Source organism: Candidatus Nitrospira allomarina (assembly GCF_032050975.1).
In the GTDB taxonomy this organism is placed as follows: Bacteria; Nitrospirota; Nitrospiria; order Nitrospirales; family UBA8639; genus Nitrospira_E; species Nitrospira_E allomarina.
The window spans coordinates 1986190-2004249 of record NZ_CP116967.1; the positions used below are offsets into that span (position 1 = coordinate 1986190).

Below are 18060 nucleotides of genomic sequence, written 5' to 3' on the forward strand. Positions count from 1 at the left end.
AATGGCAACAACTCCAACCCCAACCACAGACATGATTACGTTGACGATCGATGGAAAATCGGCAACGGTTGCCAAAGGGACCCTGGTCATTGAGGCTGCGCGGCAGGTTGGGGTCATGGTGCCGCACTTTTGCTATCACCCGAAACTGACCCCAGACGCTAATTGCCGGATGTGTTTAGTGGAAATTGAAAAAATGCCCAGGTTACAAACCTCCTGTAGTACGCAAGTGGCGGAAGGCATGGTGGTGAAATCAGCATCTTCCTCTGTGGTGCAGGACGCCCGTAAATCGGTGTTGGATTTTATTTTGGCCAATCATCCGTTGGATTGTCCTGTCTGCGATCAAGGGGGGCGGTGCGATCTTCAGGACTTTTCCCATGAATATACCGCGACGACCAGCGGGTTTAAGGAACTCAAACGGGTCTTTCCGAAGGAGTATTTCAGTCCGCTGATTGAAACGCAGATGAACCGGTGCGTCCAATGTTTGCGATGCGTGCGCTATTGTGATCAGGTCATGGACGTAAAAGCCCTGGCGCCTGTGGGACGCGGCACCATGACGGAAATTAAAGCTTTCGGGGCCCACGAACTGGATTGTGAGTTTTGTGGTGGATGTATCCAGATATGCCCGGTCGGAGCCATAACCAGTCGAGTCTCTATGTATGAATTTCGTCCATGGATGCTAAAGCGGACTGAATCGGTTTGTGGCTATTGTGGAGATGGGTGCCAAATTACCTTTCAAACCAAGAATAATGACCTAATCGAAGTGAACTCCACTCACGGGGCCGGACGGAATAATGGGGATCTCTGTGCCCGAGGGTATTTTGGCTACCATGTCAGCGTTCATCCAGATCGCCTGACCTCACCCCTCATCCGTCAAGGGAACGATTTTCAGTCGGTTCAATGGGAAGAGGCTTTGGAGTTGGTGGGGCAGCGTTTAAAGGAAATTAAAGCCACGTATGGGCCCGATGCGATTGGCGGATTAATTACGGGACGATGTACCAATGAAGATATCTATGTTTTTCAGAAATTCATGCGCGGGGTGGTGGGGACCAATCGGATTGATAGTAGTGTGCGGTACGGCCACCTGAATGCCGTGCATGCCATGCAACGAGTGCAAGGCACCCATCGTTGGGCCGTGAGCTATGACGATATTCTCTCCGCAGATACCCTCTTACTTGTCGGGACCAATATTACGGAAACCAATCCCATTACAGGGCTGAAGGTCAAAGAAGCGGTGAAGCGGCGAGGGGCGAAGCTCATCACCATTGAAGCGTTGGAACCTGCTATTGGGAGCATCAGCAATATCGTGAATCTCGCCCACCATCATCTGGGGGTCAAACCGACGGCCTATGCCGGGGCGGTTTTGGGCATGTTGAAAGCTGTGGTTGATCAGCAATTGGTGGATCCGGAACTTCAGGCCAACGCCCGGTCTTATGCCAACGACATAACCGTCAGACTGAAGGCCCTGTCCTCGGATGCGATTCAAGTGCAAACCGGCCTGGCTTCAGATTTGTTAACTCAAGCGGCCCAAGTGTTTGCCAAAGGACAGAAGGTCGTCATTCTTGTCGGACCGGGAGTTCTGCGATCGGTGGGTGGATTTGGAATGACCATGAATTTGTTGGACTTGTTATTGATAACGGGAAAACTCACCAAGCCTGGCTGTGGCCTTGCTCCCCTGGCAGAAGAAAATAATGATCAAGGAGCTTTTGAAATGGGAGGAACCGGGTCGGTGTTGCCTGGTGGACAATCTCTGGGTGACCCGGACGTGCGGAAACGGTTGGCGCACGCGTGGGGTCGGCCAATTCCCGAAACACCAGGCTCTTCACTTCCACAGATGATTGAAGATGCGCAACACGGCAAACTAAAAGCCTTGTTTGTGGTTGGTGAAAATCCCCTGGGCTCCTTGCCTCCGTCCTCGGGTATTCATTCGGCATTGGAGAAGCTTGAGTTTCTGGTGTGTCAGGAATTGTTTCTCACCGAAACGGCCCAGCAAGCTCATGTCGTTCTGCCAGCCTGTTCCTATGCGGAAAAGGACGGAACGTTTACCAACACGGAAGGGCATATTCAGTCAGTACGAAAAGCCATTGATCTGGTTGGTGAGAGCCGACCGGATTGGGAAGTGTTTTCCGCGCTGTCGGTGATGATGAATGATCCGATGGAATATGGAGACGTCAAGGAAATTGGCAAAGAGATCCATAACCTTCTCCCCGGTACGCGTACCCTGGGCCCTGCCCCCTTGCCCGCTCAACCGGATTCAACGGTCATCGCCCGATATCTCAAGACCGATTATCAGCGGGATATCGCTACGCGGTATCAATTGCCGCCAGATGATGCCGCTGCTGGGGCGGAAGACATGATCTTGCAGGTTTCGCAATCCTTGTTTCATTCCGGGAAATTTTCGCGAAAAGCCAAAGGCTTACTGCAAGTTGAAGCGACTGGCAAACTCTATCTGCATCCGGAAGACGCCGCGCGACGTGGAATTGGTGAAGGGGACATCGTGAAGGTGGGCAATCGTTTGGGTGAGGTGATCACCCCGGTCGGGCTTCGTGAGCGAATCCCGCAGGGAGTCGTGATGTTTCCCGAGCATTTTGATGAGGAGGTCCGCCGTCTCTTGTCGTATAGTGTTGATTCGGAAACGCAGGTGCCCTATTGCAAGGTGACTCGCGTTCGTGTTGAAAAAGTGGTGGGAACATGAGGCGGTTCTCAGCATGTGGGTCGGTATATAGAGGAGAGGAGTGATTCCGGCATGGATACGGGAATTCGATTAGCCTTAACGTTAAGCCAGATTGGCGTGGTGATGGTGGCGGTGCTTCTGACTGTCGCAGCACTCACCCTTCTGGAGCGAAAGGTGTTGGGTTGGATGCAGGATCGGATGGGGCCCATGGAAGTCGGGCCTTATGGCATCCTGCAACCGGTCGCCGACGGCTTAAAGCTCTTTTTTAAAGAAGACATCATCCCAGCCGGAGCGAATAAGTTCATGTTTAGCATGGCACCGGTGTTGTCATTAGTTCCTGCCCTCATCGGATTCGCGGTGATTCCGTTTGGCCCGGATTGGACGGTTGATGTCGGCGGCGTCAATTTTAAACCGTTTGTGATTACCGACATCAATATCGGTGTTCTCTATATCCTGGCGTTTGCTTCAATCGGTGCATACGGCATTATTTTGGGCGGGTGGTCATCAAACAGTAAGTATTCCCTTCTGGGAGGCCTGCGTTCTGCGGCCCAATTGATTAGTTATGAGTTGAATGTGGGGCTTTCAATTGTCGGTGTGTTGCTTCTTTCAAGCTCCTTAAGTCTCGTGACGATTACCAATGCGCAGGCAGGAGGATTTTGGAACTGGTACTTTTTCGGGGGAGGGGGATTCCCTCAAGCCCTGGCGTTCATCGTGTTTATAATTTCTGCAGTAGCGGAAACGAATCGAACCCCGTTTGATTTGCCGGAAGCGGAAAGTGAGTTGGTGGCCGGATTCTTTACGGAATATAGCGGCATGCGATTCGCATTCTTCTTTCTGGCCGAATACGGCAATATGATTTTGGTGTCTTGCGTGGCCACTGTCTTGTTTTTTGGTGGCTGGCATCCTCCCTATCCAGGCACTCTTATGGAGTACATCGGGGTGGGCCATCTCCTCTGGATTGAGGGCATCATGTGGTTTGTCCTCAAAGTGGCGTTTTTTCTCTTTTTCTTTTTTTGGCTCCGGGCCACATTACCGCGATTACGATATGACCAGCTTATGCGGTTCGGGTGGAAGGTTCTCCTTCCCATCGCGTTGGCTAATATTGTGGTGACGTCGATTGTTGCATTTCTTTTTCCTGGGAGCTAGGAAGGTTGCATGGTATGAAACTCAAGGAGTGGGTCAAAACGCTTCTATTTTATGAGATTGCGTTAGGGATGAAGGCCACCTTATCCCATTTCCTTCATTATAGGCCGATCACCGTACAATACCCGCACGAGAAGAAACAGTTACCGTCTAACTATCGAGGTATGTTGGCGTTACTGCGCTATGATGATGGAACGGAGAAGTGCGTGGGATGTGATTTATGTGAGGCGGCTTGCCCCTCCCGTGTCATCCGTGTAGTGAGTGCCGAGGTACCGGGAGAACCCACGAAGCGCTATTCCAAGGAATATTACATGGACATGACCCGATGCTTGTTTTGCGGGCTGTGTGTAAAAGCCTGTCCGGTTGATGCGTTGGGCATGACGCAGGAGTATGAATGGGCGGTCTATGATAAGCGTCAGCTTCAATTAAATAAGGAGCAGCTTCTGGCTATTGGCGATCGCAACTTTCCAGTTCGGGAAAAGCGACTCGAATTTCAACATCCCAATGTGGCCTATTTTAACGTAGGGTTTAAAGAGATTCCGCAAAAAGAACTGTAGTCATTATGGCCTGGCGGTGCACTCGGTCCACATGCCGGCTAAAGAATATCGCCAAAATTTTTGAATGAACCGGTGATGGGAACGATAGTTTTTTTCTATTTTGCCAGCGTGATTGTGGTAACGGCGGCTCTCGTCGTAGCCCTGAGGAGTCCCGTATTTAGTGCTCTGGCGCTCCTGGTCATGTTCTTCCACGTCGCCGGGCTTTTTGTCACGTTGCATGCGGAATTCCTGGCCGTGATTCAGATCCTGGTGTATGCGGGCGCCATTCTGGTGCTCTATCTTTTTGTGGTGATGTTGCTCAATTTGAAGGGTGAAGTACATTTTCACCACCAATTGACTGTAGGCCTTTTTCTGGGATGTATGGTCTTTGCAGAGGCGGTCCTGCTCGTGGTGAAAGGTGAATCCTCATTGGGTGCGAACCTCCCTGATCCGAGAGAACCGACCCATTTGACTCAGGGCAATACGGAATCGATCGGTGAACTCCTGTATTCCACATATCTATTTCCATTTGAAATTGCGTCTCTCATTCTCTTAGTGGCGATGGTGGGTGCGGTTATTCTCACCAAAAAGGGGATATTGGAGGCCAAGGGTTAATGGACGTTCCAGTGAGCTATTACCTTGTGCTGAGCGGAATTGTATTCTCAATCGGGTTGGTGGGAGTACTCATTCGTCGCAATATCATCATAATCTTATTATCCATTGAGTTGATGTTGAATGCCACGAATATTAATTTTGTGGCTTTTTCTTCCTATTTGGGTAATCTTTCCGGACAGGTGTTCGTGTTTTTTGCGCTTACCGTGGCTGCTGCGGAGGTTGCGGTAGGGCTGGCGATTATCATCGCGCTCTATCGGCATTCGGCCAGTACCAACATTGACGACTTCCGGTTGCTGAAATGGTAAGGCGATGCTCTACGCCTTAATTCCTCTCCTCCCACTCCTGGCCTTTGTCATCCTCGGGCTGTTTGGCCATTGGATCAAAAACCGAAGCCATTGGGTGGCCGTGCCAGCCGTCCTGGGATCGTTCCTTCTTTCAATCATGGCGCTTGTCGACGTGGCGGGTGGTCAGACGCTTCAGATACCTCTCTATACCTGGGCGGATTCGGGAAATCTTCATATTGCCTTAGGGTTATTCATCGATCAGCTCACGGTCGCGATGTTGTTGCTTGTCACCATTGTGAGTTCGCTGGTCCATGTCTATACGATTGGTTACATGCATGGAGAACCGGGCTACGCCAGATTTTTCAGCAATATCGCGCTTTTTACCTTTTCCATGTTGATGCTGGTGATGTCCGATAATTTCCTTCAACTATTTGTCTTTTGGGAAGCGGTGGGTCTTTGCTCCTACCTGTTAATCGGCCATTGGTATGAGCGCGAGTCAGCCAGGGCAGCGGCCACCAAAGCGTTTCTGGTGAATCGAGTCGGGGACTTCGGATTCATGTTGGGTATTCTGCTGATCTTTGTCACCTTCGGCAGTTTGCACTATCAGGAGGTGTTTTCCCAGTTGGATCAAAAGTCTGGTGGCCTGGTGAATCTTCTTGGTTCTGTCGGAGGTCATTGGGAAATATCGGTGATGACCTTGATCTGCCTTTTTTTATTCGTTGGGGCAGTCGGGAAATCTGCTCAAGTGCCTCTGCATGTATGGTTGCCGGATGCGATGGAAGGTCCCACTCCGATATCCGCACTTATTCATGCCGCGACGATGGTGACCGCCGGAGTCTTTATGGTTGCCAGATTTGCTCCGTTATTTAACCTTTCTCCCGTGGCCATGGATGTGGTGGCAGTGGTGGGGGGAGCCACGATGTTTATTGGCGCGACCATCGCGTTGACGCAAACCGATATCAAACGGGTTGTGGCCTATTCCACCCTCAGTCAACTCGGCTACATGATGATGGCTTGTGGGCTGGGTGGCTATATTGCCGGAATGTATCATCTTCTGACCCACGGAGCATTTAAGGCCTTGTTATTCCTCGGGTGTGGGTCGGTGATTATTGCTCTTCACCATGAACAAGATATGAAACATATGGGTGGACTCAGGGATAAGCTGCCTGTGACGTATTGGACCTTTCTCATCGGGGCCCTGGCATTGTCCGGTTTTCCTCTCACTGCGGGATATTTTAGTAAAGATGAATTACTCCTGGCTGCCTGGATGGCTAGTGGTCTGGGTAAAGTTCTAGCCGTCTTAGGATTATTAACGGCTCTCATGACGGCTTTTTACAGTTTTCGATTGGTGTTTGTGACATTTTGGGGAGAATCCCGAGTGGATCCTCACCATGCCAAGCATGTGCATGAACCGTCAAAATCGATGACGTTTCCTCTTCTGATTCTTGCCGTGCTGAGTATTCTCGCAGGATACATGGGAATTCCAGAATTTTTGGCTCCCGCATTTCCCGCTGCTGGGAATGGTGGAGATCATCATGAAGGATCTGCAGCCATCGGCATGATGGTGACGGCCACCGCAATGGGCCTATTAGGAATTGCGGGCGCCTATTGGGTCTATGTCAAGTCGCCGGGCTTGCCGGACCGTTTGGCGAATCAGTGGCGATCGCTGTATCAGTTCTCCTTGAATAAATGGTTTGTGGATGAAGCCTATGACCGGACCGTGGTCATGCCAACATTGAATCTTGCGGATCGTTTATGGAAACGGGTGGATATTGCGGTGATTGATGGTGCGGTCAATGGAGTGGCGCGAGCCGTGGCCTGGGGAGGATGGGTGACGCGAAGACTTCAAAGCGGACAAGCACAGAATTATGCGCTGGCCATGACTGTCGGCGCGGCGGTTATTTTAGGTGCGATGATTTTTTATTAGTGTGGGATGGCCACATGTATGATGGGATACTCGTGATGGTTCAACAGACAACCGTATGGCAGGAGATCTTTCAATCGTGACTGAGATGGTCATTCCCACAGGAGGGATCCCCTGGCTCACGATCGTGCTGATTCTCCCGCTGCTCGGAGTGGTCGCGGTCTTGCTCGCTCAGGAGGCACTTTCACGGGCTATTGCGTTGACGATTTCCATCCTGACCTTGCTGGTCTCATTGCCCCTGTGGGTTGCGTTCGACAATGCTCAGGCCGGCATGCAATTTGTGGAAAAGCATCTCTGGATCGATTCTCCCGCCATTCATTATTCATTGGGTGTGGATGGGATCAGCATGCCGCTTGTCCTCTTAACCACCTTTCTCACTCCTCTTTGTATCCTCGTCTCCTGGACGTCGGTTCAAACCAGAATGAAAGAATTCCTGATCAGTTTGTTGGTGATGGAGACGGCGACGATCGGTGTGTTTGCGGCCTTGGATTTTGTGCTGTTTTATGTGTTTTGGGAAACAATGCTGATTCCCATGTATCTTTTGATTGGTGTATGGGGTGGGCCGAACCGGGTCTATGCGGCTATCAAGTTTTTCCTGTATACCCTGGCCGGGAGTATCTTGCTGCTGGTAGCGATTCTGGTGCTGTTTTTTGAAGGTGGGCGAACTTTTGATATTTTGGCTTTAACGCACGCGTCCTACGCTCCTGGTTTGCAATCCCTCCTATTCTGGGCGTTCTTTGCCGCTTTTGCGGTGAAAGTCCCCATGTTTCCCTTTCATACATGGCTCCCGGACGCCCATGTTGAAGCCCCTACTGCCGGGAGCATCATTCTCGCGAGTGTCTTGCTCAAGATGGGAACCTATGGGTTTTTACGATTTTCCTTGCCCATGTTGCCTGATGCCTCGGTTGCGTACACCCCCTTCATCATGACCCTCTCGGTCATCGCCATTATTTATGGCGCCTATATGGCATTGGCACAAGCGGACCTTAAGAAACTTATTGCCTATTCCAGTGTCAGTCACATGGGGTTTGTCACCCTGGGAATTTTTGCGTTAAATGCCCAGGGTATAGAAGGTGCGATCCTTCAGATGATCAACCATGGCATTACGACCGGCGCGCTCTTTATGTGTGTGGGCATCATTTACGAACGGACGCATAGCCGGCAAATTACCGATAATGGCGGGTTGGCGAATGCAATGCCGAAATACGCAACATTTTTTGTGATTTTTGCGTTGTCGTCGGTTGGCCTTCCAGGCATGAACAGTTTTGTCGGAGAGTTTTTAGTCCTGGTTGGAACCTTTGCCTGGAGCAAGCTGACAGGGACCCTTGCGGCTTTGGGGATTATTTTGGCTGCCGCCTATATTTTGTATTTGGTGCAACGGATGATTTATGGGCCGGCCTCTCCGCAGATGCTCCCTAAATTAACTGATTTGAATATCCGTGAATTCGGGATGCTGGTTCCGTTGGTGGTATTGGTGTTTTGGATCGGGCTCTATCCGAAACCGTTGCTGGATGTGATGCATGCGAGCGTGGCGAGGGTCATCGCGTCTCAATCTACATCAGTCATGGTTCAGAAGGGGGGAGATGGCCGAGGTCACACCCTGGCGATGACGGCCGAGCCATCTGGGCATCGGCTCATCATGAAGGGTGATGCTGCCCCATGACGCTTCCTCTCGCCGATCTTGTTCTCATTCTTCCTGAATTGCTTATTGTGGGCATGGCCTGTCTGATTCTCGTTCTTGATCCTATTACGCCTGCACACAAAAAAGATCTCCTGGCGTGGATGAGTCTCGGCATTCTCGTGGTAGTCAGCGTGGTGACGGTGAGCGGTTTTGGTGAGCGGGTGATGGCCTTTAGTGATTTAGTGGTCGTGGATTCGTATGCGGTATTTTGGAAAATGTTGCTGTATCTTGTGAGTGGTCTGACCATTTTACTGTCAATGGGGTATCTCAAAGAGGAAAAGATCCAACTCGCGGAATACTACGCATTTGTCCTGTTGGCATTGACCGGAATGATGGTGATGGTATCGGGGGCTGATTTGCTCACGATCTATCTTGGAATCGAACTGATGTCGATTACCCTTTATATTATGGCCGGGTTCAAGCGATTTGAGCTGCGGTCAATCGAATCTTCGGCTAAATATTTTGTGCTGGGAGCCTTTTCCTCAGGAATTTTGCTCTATGGGATTTCGATTATTTTCGGTGTCACTGGAAGTACGAGGCTGGTAGAAATCGCAGCCGTGGTCAATGGGCGCGGGATCGATGACCCGTTAGTCTTTATTTCGCTCATGCTGCTGATCGTGGGATTTGGATTTAAAGTCGCGGCAGTGCCCTTTCATATGTGGACGCCTGATGTGTATGAAGGGGCCCCGACGTCTGTGACGGCGTTTATGGCGGTGGCTTCCAAGGCGGCCAGCTTTGCCGCGTTCCTCCGTGTTCTTCTGGAAGCCTTCGGTGGAATTAAACCGGATTGGAATATGTTGATTCTGGTCATATGCATTATCACGGTGGCCCTTGGCAATCTTGTGGCCATTGTTCAGACCAACGTGAAGCGGATGCTGGCCTATTCCAGTATTGCCCATGCGGGTTATGCATTGATTGGTGTCGTGGTCGCCGGGTGGGCCGGAAGCGAGGGGGCGGTTTCGTCTCAAGGCGTTTCGAGCCTGATGCTCTATCTGGCCATTTACTCGTTTATGACGATAGGGGCATTTTCCATGGTGGCCATCTTGCGGAAGGGTGGCCTGGAAGGCGAGGAAATAGAAGATTTCACCGGATTGGCCAAGCGACATAAGGGTGGCGCGTTTCTCATGTTGGTTTTTATGGTGTCGTTGGCGGGCATTCCTCCCACCGCCGGGTTCATTGGGAAACTGTATCTTTTCATGGCGGCGGTCAATGCCGGCTTGGCATGGCTGGCGATCATTGGATTGATCTTTGCCGCTATTTCAGCTTTTTTCTATTTGCGCATTGTCATGGTGATGTATATGCGTGAGCCATCCTCCGAACAGGAATTGCATACCCGATTGGTCCTTTCTCCACAGGTATCGTTTGTGTTGGCCTGCGCCGTGGCCGGTGTGGTTTTGCTCGGGATCTTTCCAGGTCCGCTGGTATCGGTTGCAGACCTTTCCTCCCTCTCCCTGAAATAACTCTCGGTTGTGCGGTTCAACTCCTGTATTTCGGTTTGTTGTTGGGCTGACAAGGTTAGTCCTGTTGCTCGAAACCTAATACGACAACTCCGATCATCATGAAGGCTGCACCAATCAACCGCTCGCCTACGTATTTCTCCTTCAAAAATAAAAAACCCCACATGACGGCAAAGAGAATACTCGATCGTTTTACCGCGATGACGGAGGGAACCGGTCCCAGGCTGAGAGCAGTATTGTGAACGAGGAGGCCTATGGTCTGAAACAGGCCGATCAGCAAAAGGATGCCGAGAGTGGTCAGGTGAGGAGCGGCATTATTCTGTGCCGGCAGGAATCGTAGCAAGAACACAAATCCGATGGTCATCACGCTGGAAATGGAGAGGCTCCAAAAGATGGGAGAGGAATTCTGCACGCCGATTTTGTCGAAATTCGACGAGAGGCTATATATGAACGCCACGGAAAGCATTCGCCTTGGCCCCGGTTCCCGGAAGATCGCGAATAATGGCGCAAAAAGACCATGGTGTATTGATTGAATATGGAGGACATATGCTCCCCCCACAATACAGAAGATGCCCACGATATCCCGTGTCGTTGGGATATCTCCGACCAGGAAAGGGGAGGTGATCAGTAAAAAAAGAGGAGTAAATGAAACGAAGGGAATGGCCAAGGAAAGATCGGAACTTTGTAAGGCTCTCATGAATTGGAACATGGCCAGGATATTCAGGGTTCCTCCAATGAGCAGTGCCCACCCATACCGGGGGCCCAGCAAAGGAACTGAATCCGTGAACAGCACAATGCTCAGAAGTATGGGAATAGGAGTCGCACCAGCGGCTAAAGCCGCCAGTTGAGGTGAGACGGATCGCAGTCCCTGCTTACTTAATAGGTCTTTTAGAGATTCAGTGAGTGCCGCCAACAGAGCAAAATACATCCAGCTCATGCAGGGATCCCCAATTCAGACGATTTCGAGGTGAAATAATTGATCACAAATTTTGTCTGAATGCACGTAGCTAGGAATGCGTGTTCAGGATCTTACAATGAATACCTGGATGCCACCAGTGGTTTCATCTGAAGTTCCGGGAAGATGTGGAATCGAATAGGAAATGGGGCCGGAGTGAGGGGGTTTACGGTGAAGACCTAGGAAGCCAGGGGGTTAGGACAGTGCTGGAAGACTTCCTGAAGAGCCGCATAGAGTTGACCCGATGTGGCAGACGTGGAGCTCTGGAGTGGTTGTGAGGGAAGAGAACAGGTGGCTCCACGTGACAGCAAATAGTGTGTCAGATTCCGTTGGCCGGAAAGAGCGGCAGAATGGAGGGGTGTGATGCCAATGGCATTGGTGGCATCGATCGGCGCGCCGGAATCCAGAAGTAGGCGAGTCATGTCGGCATCTCCGGTTTGTGCGGCGATGTGCAGCGCAGTCCAGCCTTCCTTAAATGAGGATTGGACCGTTGCGCCGCGAGCTAACAGAAAAGACGCCATCCGGTGGTGATGCTCTTGCACGGCAATGTGGAGTGGCGTGATGTTTCCTTTAGAGCCATCTACGGGCGCACCGTGCTGGAGGAGGAGATCGGCGATATCCACATGTCCTCCCTTCGCGGCGAAATGGAGAGGCATCCATTCGGACTGATAAATTGCCTCAGGGTCTGCTCCTTTTTGTAACAGAAGACGAGTAATCGTAAATTGCCCGGATCTTGCGGAAAAATGCAGAGGTGTCGCTCCTTGTGGAGTGCGCTGATTGACATCGGATCCTTGAACGACCAGCTTCTGAACCAGGGGCAAATTGCGATTTTGAATAGCTTGAAAAAGATCAGGTTCCTGGGAGAAAGAAAAGGTGTTCCACTCTGATGCCAATGCATAGGACAGAAGAATGCCAATACATACCACCGCATATTTGACTATGATGAGTTCGCGTGATTGCGGCATGAGAAAACTGTTTCTTTGCTTGAAAGATGAATGGAAACGGTCTCAGGGGTGAGCCCAATGAGCATTAAGATGTAGCGAACGTCAAAGCGGTGGCCTACACCATTCCCCATTTGAAGGGGGCGTTCCTCGCGCTCTTTTTGGTGTGTTTGTGGATTACGTGGGGAATCTAAGCTGCAAAAATTACAAGGACCTTTGGAAATCGTGAAAAAAACCGAGTAAGTCTGGCCCGGTATTCACGAATGGGTGGGGGTACGGACAACTCTGTAAGTTCTTGACGAAGGCAACAATGAGGAATTTACCGAAGTGGGGAAGAGAGGCTAGGGAGTCTGGGGTACGGCAGGTGAGACAGGAGGGCGGAATCTATGAAGCTGCGCTTGTTAAAGCTGGGTTCTTTGTCGGCTGGTCTGTGTCATCTAGATCCGAATCCTGCTGAAGACACGCCAGTTGGTCGGCTTGGAGTATCAAACCATCCAAAACCTTGTGCCAATGTGTTGCCGTACCTAGGGATTTTTCAAAGAGAATGCCCCCTTCTTTGGTTTCCATATTGAGAAAATTGACAACATGGAAGGGTTCGTCTTCATCGTGGATCCACACCATGAGGTCGATTCGCTGGTTGTCTTTTTGGGAAGAGGAGGTCTGCCAACTCTTGATCAATCTTTCCGCGTTCGCCTGCATGAGTTTTTGAAATGAGATAAGGGATTTTGGGGCAGTTCGTAACGTTTCGTTAAGGACTTCTCCATTTTTTACGAGGAATGAACCGACCAGGCTTGAAATATGAATCAAGCGTGGTGGGACCGCAGGACTATGTAACAGGCAAATTTTGAGATTTTGTTCGTTGACAGCAATACCTCCATGCCCATCGGTACTCATGAACATTTGTGATGGAATGAAACTTGTGCCCTGGATCTGGGGTTCTTCTTTTTTGTTTTTCGCTTTAGGACTCAGGCTTAATGTGAGCATAATGGCCCCGAGTGCAAGATATACCACCAACATTATGAACATCAGGACGAAATCCATCAATGAATCCTTATGACTGTGAGAGTTCTTACAGTATTGTTAAAGATCGAAATGGAGTCTAACTCGTGAGAATTTTGCAAGTTTACTTGTCACCTTAAGCCGGAGGTGGTTTTCGGCGTCTAGAATAAGGCAGAACATGCAGCAATCCCCTGATACTTAAGGCTCTCCTTTCCGCGTACCATGTGATGAGAAAATTTTGTTACCGAAACCAAGGAGACAGAGGGGATGTCCAAACTGATGGTTCTGCTATTATTTCGAGCCGGCTTTCAATATATTATTTCGGCAGAATCGGAATTTGGCTTTATGGGTGTATGAAGAAATATGTTGTGGATGAAAATCAGCCTCTTTCTGTTAAGAGGTTTAAATGAAAATAGGGACACTGAAACACCAAAACCTCAAGATGGGCTAAGGAAAATTTCATGGACGTGGAATAGGCGAACCAGCGGGAGAAGGTCTGGTCCTTAGGGCATAATCTTTAGGATTCGTTGAAGTTCCTCAGGTCATTTGCTAAGCTGACTTTCCTTTTTTTACCCATCAACAGAGACGCGTAGCAGGAGAACACATGGCAAAATTGGGGAAGGCGCTGATCAGCGTATCCGATAAATCCGGTCTAGAGAAAATGGCCAAGGGGTTGGCGGCACTTGATGCGGATATTTTGTCAACAGGTGGAACCGCCAAGATGCTCCGCGACGCCGGGGTTGCTGTGACCGAGGTGGCAGATTACACCGGGTTTCCGGAAATCTTGAACGGGCGGGTGAAAACGTTACATCCGAGGATTCATGGTGGGTTATTAGGGCGGCGTTCGGTGGATGCGCATGTGCGACAAATGCAAGAGCAGGGAATTGAGCCCATCGATGTCGTGATCGTCAATCTTTACCCATTTGAAGCGACCATTGCGAAGCCTGGCTGTACGTTTGAAGAAGCCATTGAAAACATTGATATCGGGGGACCATCCATGCTCCGGTCGGCGGCAAAGAACCATGAGGATGTCCTGGTGGTGGTCGATCCTCAGGATTATGAGCGGGTCTTGGAGGCCTTGCAGTCGGGAACGGTCTCTTTAGGCTTGCGACGCGAATTAGCCAAAAAAGTCTTTGACCATACCGCCAGGTATGACAGCCTGATCGCCAATTATCTCACCTCCAAGTTAGCCGATACCTCAGAGCAAAAATTCCCCTCGTTGTTGTGTCTGTCGTATGAAAAGGTCGAAGATCTACGGTATGGAGAAAATCCGCATCAGGCCGGTGCGGTATACCGGGACCGGCAGACCAAAGAAGCCTCGCTTTGCCAGGCCAAACAACTTCATGGCAAAGCCATGTCCTATAATAATTACTTAGATGCGAATGCGGCATTGGAACTGGTAAAGGAGTTTGATGAAACGGCGGTCGTCATCGTCAAACACAATAATCCCTGCGGGGTCGCCATCGGGGATATGCCGGTGGAGGCCTATGTGCGGGCCCGAGAAACGGATCCGGTCTCGGCCTTTGGCGGGGTCATTGCCTGTAATCGAGACGTCGATCTGGCCATGGCGAAAGAAATCACCTCCACGTTTGTGGAGGTATTGATTGCGCCGGCATTTTCGGAAGAGGCCTTGGCTGAACTTCAACGGAAAAAAGATTTGAGGCTGTTAGCGGTGGGTGCGTTGGAAAGTGCACAACGGGATGCCTTGGATATGAAAAAAATTGTGGGCGGGATTTTGGTGCAAGACCGGGATTTGGGGTCGTTGCGTGAGATGGGAGATTTATCCATGCCGAGTGAACGGCAACCGACCGACCACGAGTATCAAGCCTGCGATTTTGCCTGGAAAGTGTGCAAGCACGTCAAGTCCAATGCCATTGTCTTTGCCACGCAGATCCAAACCGTCGGCATTGGCGCCGGCCAAATGAGCCGGGTTGATTCGGTGAAATTGGCTCAAATGAAAGCGAATCTTCCCATCAAAGGGTGCGTGATGGCTTCCGATGCCTTTTTCCCGTTTCGTGATGGCATTGATGCCGCCGCAGGCGCAGGGATTACTGCGGTAATTCAGCCAGGAGGGTCTATTCGGGATAAGGAGATCATCCAAGCCGTTGATGAGCATAAGATGGCCATGATTATGACGGGCATGCGCCACTTCCGTCATTAACAAATCCAACCTCGACACTTTTCATTATCTCCCAGAGTTCAAGCGTTCTGACTTGGCAGGTGTTTTATACTGTTGTTTCGTCCCTTTTCGGCTTTCTGGATTCTTGAGGAAATGGTGGTGGAAGAGATTGTCAGGGCCTAGCCGAGGTAAAAGTAAGCAAGCTGGGGCAATGTTCCTGACCCCCATATGTTGAAGGGATGACGGGAGGCACAAATTTTTCCGGTGAACATATTAATCATAGGCAATGGTGGCCGCGAGCATGCCCTCGCATGGAAGCTTGCCCAATCGCCACGTGTGGGAAAACTTTTTTGTGCCCCGGGCAATGCGGGGATCGCCCAGGTAGCCGAATGTGTGCCACTTCAGGTTGATGACCTTGAAGGGCTTAAGCACTTTGCCCAAACCCACGAGATCAACCTCACGGTGGTCGGACCCGAGCTGCCGCTCTCCCTCGGCATCGCCGACGAATTCCGAAAATCGCACTTACGGATTTTTGGCCCCACTCGCAATGCGGCTCTTATTGAATCCAGCAAATCGTTTGCCAAAGAACTCATGGTGCGGGAAAAAATTCCCACCCCTTCTTCCCGTACATTTGACCAACTGAAACCGGCTTTAACCTGGCTCGAATCCTGCCCGCTCCCGATCGTCGTCAAAGCCGATGGCCTGGCGCAAGGGAAGGGGGTCATCATTTGCCAAACCAGGGCGGACGCCCGTGAGGCGGTTCGCAGCATGCTGGAGGAGCAGCGATTTGGAGTAGCCGGCGCCCGGGTCGTGCTGGAAGAATTTCTTGAGGGAGAGGAACTCACCGTTATGGCCTTTGCCGATGGCGGAACGGTCATCCCTATGATCCCCGCCCAGGATCATAAGCGAATCGGTGAAGGGGACACGGGTCTGAATACTGGAGGGATGGGGGCCTATGCGCCGGCCCCATTGGGAACATCAGAACTCCGTCAGCGTATTCTTGACGAAGTCTTGTCTCCGGCGGTCACGGGGTTGTCCCGGGTGGGGAGTCCTTTTTATGGCGTGTTGTATGCGGGGATTATGGTGAAGGATGGCAAACCCTATGTATTGGAATTTAACGCCCGCTTTGGCGATCCCGAAACCCAGGTGGTCTTGCCACTCTTAAAAACAGATTTATTGGATGTGCTGGAAGCCGTGGTCGAACATCGTTTGGACCAACTGCAGGTGGAGTGGCACAATCAGGCAGCGGTGTGCGTGGTATTGACCTCCGGCGGATATCCCGAGTCCTATCAAACGGGATTGCCAATCACCGGCCTCCCGGAAAAAGAGTCGAAGTCGGTCATAGTGTTTCACGCCGGGACCTCCTATGCCAATGAAAAGATTGTCACAAATGGCGGGAGGGTCCTAGGGGTAACCGGGATTGATTCGACCCTGGCCGGTGCCAGAGATCATGCTCATCAGGCACTCGCCCCGATTCAGTTTGAAGGCCGGTATTTCCGTTCCGACATCGGGCACCGCGTGCTGCAGGTTCCATCCTGATTCAAGGGCCCCCTACCATGGCCACCGTTCTCCCACTCAATTCCCCTCCATCGCCTCAACTGATTCATCAGGTTGCGCAATGTCTCCAGGATGGCGGAGTCCTAGCTGTGCCGACCGACAGCTTTTACGCGCTGTCGGTCAGTCCCTTCAATGAAATGGCATTAAAGCGGCTGATGGATATCAAAGGCGAACGCAGCCACAAACCCTTTCCGGTGTTAGTGGGTGACCTATCCCAACTGAATCAACTGACGGAAGCTATCCCCGATGTCGCTCGAACACTCATGGAAGAGTTCTGGCCAGGGTTGCTCACGTTGGTTTTCCAGGCTCGTTCAACTCTTTCGCCTATCCTGACGGGCGGGCAGGGAACCGTTGGCATCCGGCAGCCGAATGATCCACGAGTCTGCGAACTTATGACGCACATCGGTCCACTCACCGGCACTAGCTCCAATCGAAGCGGGCAGCCGCCGGCGCAATCTGCGGGACATGTGAGGCAACAATTAGGGACAGTGGTTGATGTGATCGTCGATGGCGGACCTGCGCCGGGTGGTCAACCTTCCACTGTGTTGCAACTGGAACCGGAACTCTGCATCCTCAGAGATGGTGCAGTCACCCGAAAGCAAATTGAAGTGGTTCTTGGCCAACCGTCTTTATGGTTTCGTGAATAATGAGGGAAAAAGCATTCAATCCTGAATTTCATTTTTACCCATTGGTTGTACCATCAAGAATGTAATTTAAGGAATGAAAACAGTGGGCTTCCTTGATTTTTTGATTTACAAATTTGCAGCAAACGAAGTTGAAATAACTCTGAACAAAGACGTTGTCATTTTCCGTTCCGGAGACGCAAGCTTACGGCTAGAACCTGTGGTATATCTGGCAGCCGACTCTAGGAATCCGCGAGTCCTTTCAATTGGTAAATCCACTGATCTCAGCGAACCTTTTGAACGCATTGATCTCTTTGATGGTAAACGAATTGTAATTAAGGGTTTGGACAAAACGAATGCTTTAGAAATGTTTTTACATTTTGGCTTCACCCAATTAGCAGGGCGGCTGGCTTTAGTCCGACCTAAGGTGATATTTGTCCTTGGAAACCCATTATCGGAGATTTTCGGAGGATATGAGCGTGTTGTGCTCATGCAATCCGCGGAAAATGCCGGGGCCCGAGAAGTTGTTTTTGGCTAAAATGGAACTATCTCAAA

Annotated in this window: 15 protein-coding genes; 12 read left to right on the forward strand and 3 right to left on the reverse strand. The window is 50.8% G+C overall.

Annotated features, from left to right (window positions below):
* The first annotated feature begins 1 nt into the window (after window position 1).
* The 8 genes from nuoG (at window position 2) to PP769_RS08800 (ending at window position 10314) form a co-directional block, all read left to right on the forward strand.
* On the forward strand, window positions 2-2692 hold the full coding sequence (nuoG, locus tag PP769_RS08765; protein ID WP_312646700.1) for an NADH-quinone oxidoreductase subunit NuoG: 2691 nt from the start codon (window positions 2-4) through the stop codon (window positions 2690-2692).
* A 51-nt stretch (window positions 2693-2743) separates the two neighbouring features.
* The gene (nuoH, locus tag PP769_RS08770) at window positions 2744-3817 is read left to right on the forward strand and encodes an NADH-quinone oxidoreductase subunit NuoH (protein ID WP_312646701.1); all 1074 of its coding nucleotides are present in this window, start codon (window positions 2744-2746) and stop codon (window positions 3815-3817) included.
* A gap of 14 nt (window positions 3818-3831) precedes the next feature.
* Window positions 3832-4371 carry an NADH-quinone oxidoreductase subunit NuoI gene (nuoI, locus tag PP769_RS08775; protein ID WP_312646702.1) on the forward strand — a complete coding sequence of 180 codons (540 nt, stop codon included), beginning with the start codon at window positions 3832-3834 and terminating at the stop codon, window positions 4369-4371.
* A gap of 75 nt (window positions 4372-4446) precedes the next feature.
* Window positions 4447-4965, forward strand: a complete 519-nt coding sequence (locus PP769_RS08780) for an NADH-quinone oxidoreductase subunit J (RefSeq protein WP_312646703.1) — start codon at window positions 4447-4449, stop codon at window positions 4963-4965.
* The gene (gene nuoK, locus PP769_RS08785) at window positions 4965-5270 is read left to right on the forward strand and encodes an NADH-quinone oxidoreductase subunit NuoK (RefSeq protein ID WP_312646704.1); all 306 of its coding nucleotides are present in this window, start codon (window positions 4965-4967) and stop codon (window positions 5268-5270) included. The genes PP769_RS08780 and nuoK overlap by 1 nt, the downstream gene beginning before the upstream one ends.
* Window positions 5271-5274: 4 nt before the next feature.
* Window positions 5275-7176 carry an NADH-quinone oxidoreductase subunit L gene (nuoL, locus tag PP769_RS08790; RefSeq protein ID WP_312646705.1) on the forward strand — a complete coding sequence of 634 codons (1902 nt, stop codon included), beginning with the start codon at window positions 5275-5277 and terminating at the stop codon, window positions 7174-7176.
* A gap of 85 nt (window positions 7177-7261) precedes the next feature.
* Window positions 7262-8836 (forward strand): NADH-quinone oxidoreductase subunit M, encoded by a 1575-nt coding sequence (locus tag PP769_RS08795; protein WP_312647044.1) that lies wholly within the window; start codon window positions 7262-7264, stop codon window positions 8834-8836.
* On the forward strand, window positions 8833-10314 hold the full coding sequence (locus PP769_RS08800) for an NADH-quinone oxidoreductase subunit N (RefSeq protein ID WP_312646706.1): 1482 nt from the start codon (window positions 8833-8835) through the stop codon (window positions 10312-10314). Before PP769_RS08795 ends, PP769_RS08800 begins: the two co-directional genes overlap by 4 nt.
* Window positions 10315-10369: 55 nt before the next feature.
* Here PP769_RS08800 and PP769_RS08805 read toward each other — a convergent pair whose 3' ends face one another.
* The 3 genes from PP769_RS08805 to PP769_RS08815 all read right to left on the reverse strand — a co-directional run bounded on the left by PP769_RS08805 (window position 10370) and on the right by PP769_RS08815 (window position 13248).
* The gene (locus tag PP769_RS08805; RefSeq protein ID WP_312646707.1) at window positions 10370-11248 is read right to left on the reverse strand and encodes an EamA family transporter; all 879 of its coding nucleotides are present in this window, start codon (window positions 11246-11248) and stop codon (window positions 10370-10372) included.
* Between the two features lie 197 nt (window positions 11249-11445).
* Window positions 11446-12231 (reverse strand): ankyrin repeat domain-containing protein, encoded by a 786-nt coding sequence (locus PP769_RS08810; protein WP_312646708.1) that lies wholly within the window; start codon window positions 12229-12231, stop codon window positions 11446-11448.
* Between the two features lie 360 nt (window positions 12232-12591).
* The gene (locus PP769_RS08815; protein ID WP_312646710.1) at window positions 12592-13248 is read right to left on the reverse strand and encodes a hypothetical protein; all 657 of its coding nucleotides are present in this window, start codon (window positions 13246-13248) and stop codon (window positions 12592-12594) included.
* A gap of 562 nt (window positions 13249-13810) precedes the next feature.
* Here PP769_RS08815 and purH point away from each other — a divergent pair.
* The 4 genes from purH to PP769_RS08835 all read left to right on the forward strand — a co-directional run bounded on the left by purH (window position 13811) and on the right by PP769_RS08835 (window position 18043).
* Window positions 13811-15367, forward strand: a complete 1557-nt coding sequence (gene purH, locus PP769_RS08820) for a bifunctional phosphoribosylaminoimidazolecarboxamide formyltransferase/IMP cyclohydrolase (RefSeq protein ID WP_312646712.1) — start codon at window positions 13811-13813, stop codon at window positions 15365-15367.
* Window positions 15368-15589: 222 nt separating this feature from the next.
* Window positions 15590-16864 (forward strand): phosphoribosylamine--glycine ligase, encoded by a 1275-nt coding sequence (purD, locus tag PP769_RS08825; protein WP_312646713.1) that lies wholly within the window; start codon window positions 15590-15592, stop codon window positions 16862-16864.
* A 17-nt stretch (window positions 16865-16881) separates the two neighbouring features.
* Window positions 16882-17529 carry an L-threonylcarbamoyladenylate synthase gene (locus tag PP769_RS08830; RefSeq protein WP_312646714.1) on the forward strand — a complete coding sequence of 216 codons (648 nt, stop codon included), beginning with the start codon at window positions 16882-16884 and terminating at the stop codon, window positions 17527-17529.
* Window positions 17530-17602: 73 nt separating this feature from the next.
* The gene (locus tag PP769_RS08835) at window positions 17603-18043 is read left to right on the forward strand and encodes a hypothetical protein (protein ID WP_312646716.1); all 441 of its coding nucleotides are present in this window, start codon (window positions 17603-17605) and stop codon (window positions 18041-18043) included.
* The last annotated feature ends 17 nt before the right edge of the window (window positions 18044-18060 follow it).

What these genes read in the sequence shown, in the direction of transcription:
- nuoG (WP_312646700.1), top strand. Translation starts at nt 2, where the DNA reads ATGGCAACAACTCCAACCCCAACCACAGACATGATTACGTTGACGATC.
- nuoH (WP_312646701.1), top strand. Translation starts at nt 2,744, where the DNA reads ATGGATACGGGAATTCGATTAGCCTTAACGTTAAGCCAGATTGGCGTG.
- nuoI (WP_312646702.1), top strand. Translation starts at nt 3,832, where the DNA reads ATGAAACTCAAGGAGTGGGTCAAAACGCTTCTATTTTATGAGATTGCG.
- PP769_RS08780 (WP_312646703.1), top strand. Translation starts at nt 4,447, where the DNA reads ATGGGAACGATAGTTTTTTTCTATTTTGCCAGCGTGATTGTGGTAACG.
- nuoK (WP_312646704.1), top strand. Translation starts at nt 4,965, where the DNA reads ATGGACGTTCCAGTGAGCTATTACCTTGTGCTGAGCGGAATTGTATTC.
- nuoL (WP_312646705.1), top strand. Translation starts at nt 5,275, where the DNA reads ATGCTCTACGCCTTAATTCCTCTCCTCCCACTCCTGGCCTTTGTCATC.
- PP769_RS08795 (WP_312647044.1), top strand. Translation starts at nt 7,262, where the DNA reads ATGGTCATTCCCACAGGAGGGATCCCCTGGCTCACGATCGTGCTGATT.
- PP769_RS08800 (WP_312646706.1), top strand. Translation starts at nt 8,833, where the DNA reads ATGACGCTTCCTCTCGCCGATCTTGTTCTCATTCTTCCTGAATTGCTT.
- PP769_RS08805 (WP_312646707.1), bottom strand. Translation starts at nt 11,248, where the DNA reads ATGAGCTGGATGTATTTTGCTCTGTTGGCGGCACTCACTGAATCTCTA.
- PP769_RS08810 (WP_312646708.1), bottom strand. Translation starts at nt 12,231, where the DNA reads ATGCCGCAATCACGCGAACTCATCATAGTCAAATATGCGGTGGTATGT.
- PP769_RS08815 (WP_312646710.1), bottom strand. Translation starts at nt 13,248, where the DNA reads ATGGATTTCGTCCTGATGTTCATAATGTTGGTGGTATATCTTGCACTC.
- purH (WP_312646712.1), top strand. Translation starts at nt 13,811, where the DNA reads ATGGCAAAATTGGGGAAGGCGCTGATCAGCGTATCCGATAAATCCGGT.
- PP769_RS08830 (WP_312646714.1), top strand. Translation starts at nt 16,882, where the DNA reads ATGGCCACCGTTCTCCCACTCAATTCCCCTCCATCGCCTCAACTGATT.
- PP769_RS08835 (WP_312646716.1), top strand. Translation starts at nt 17,603, where the DNA reads ATGAAAACAGTGGGCTTCCTTGATTTTTTGATTTACAAATTTGCAGCA.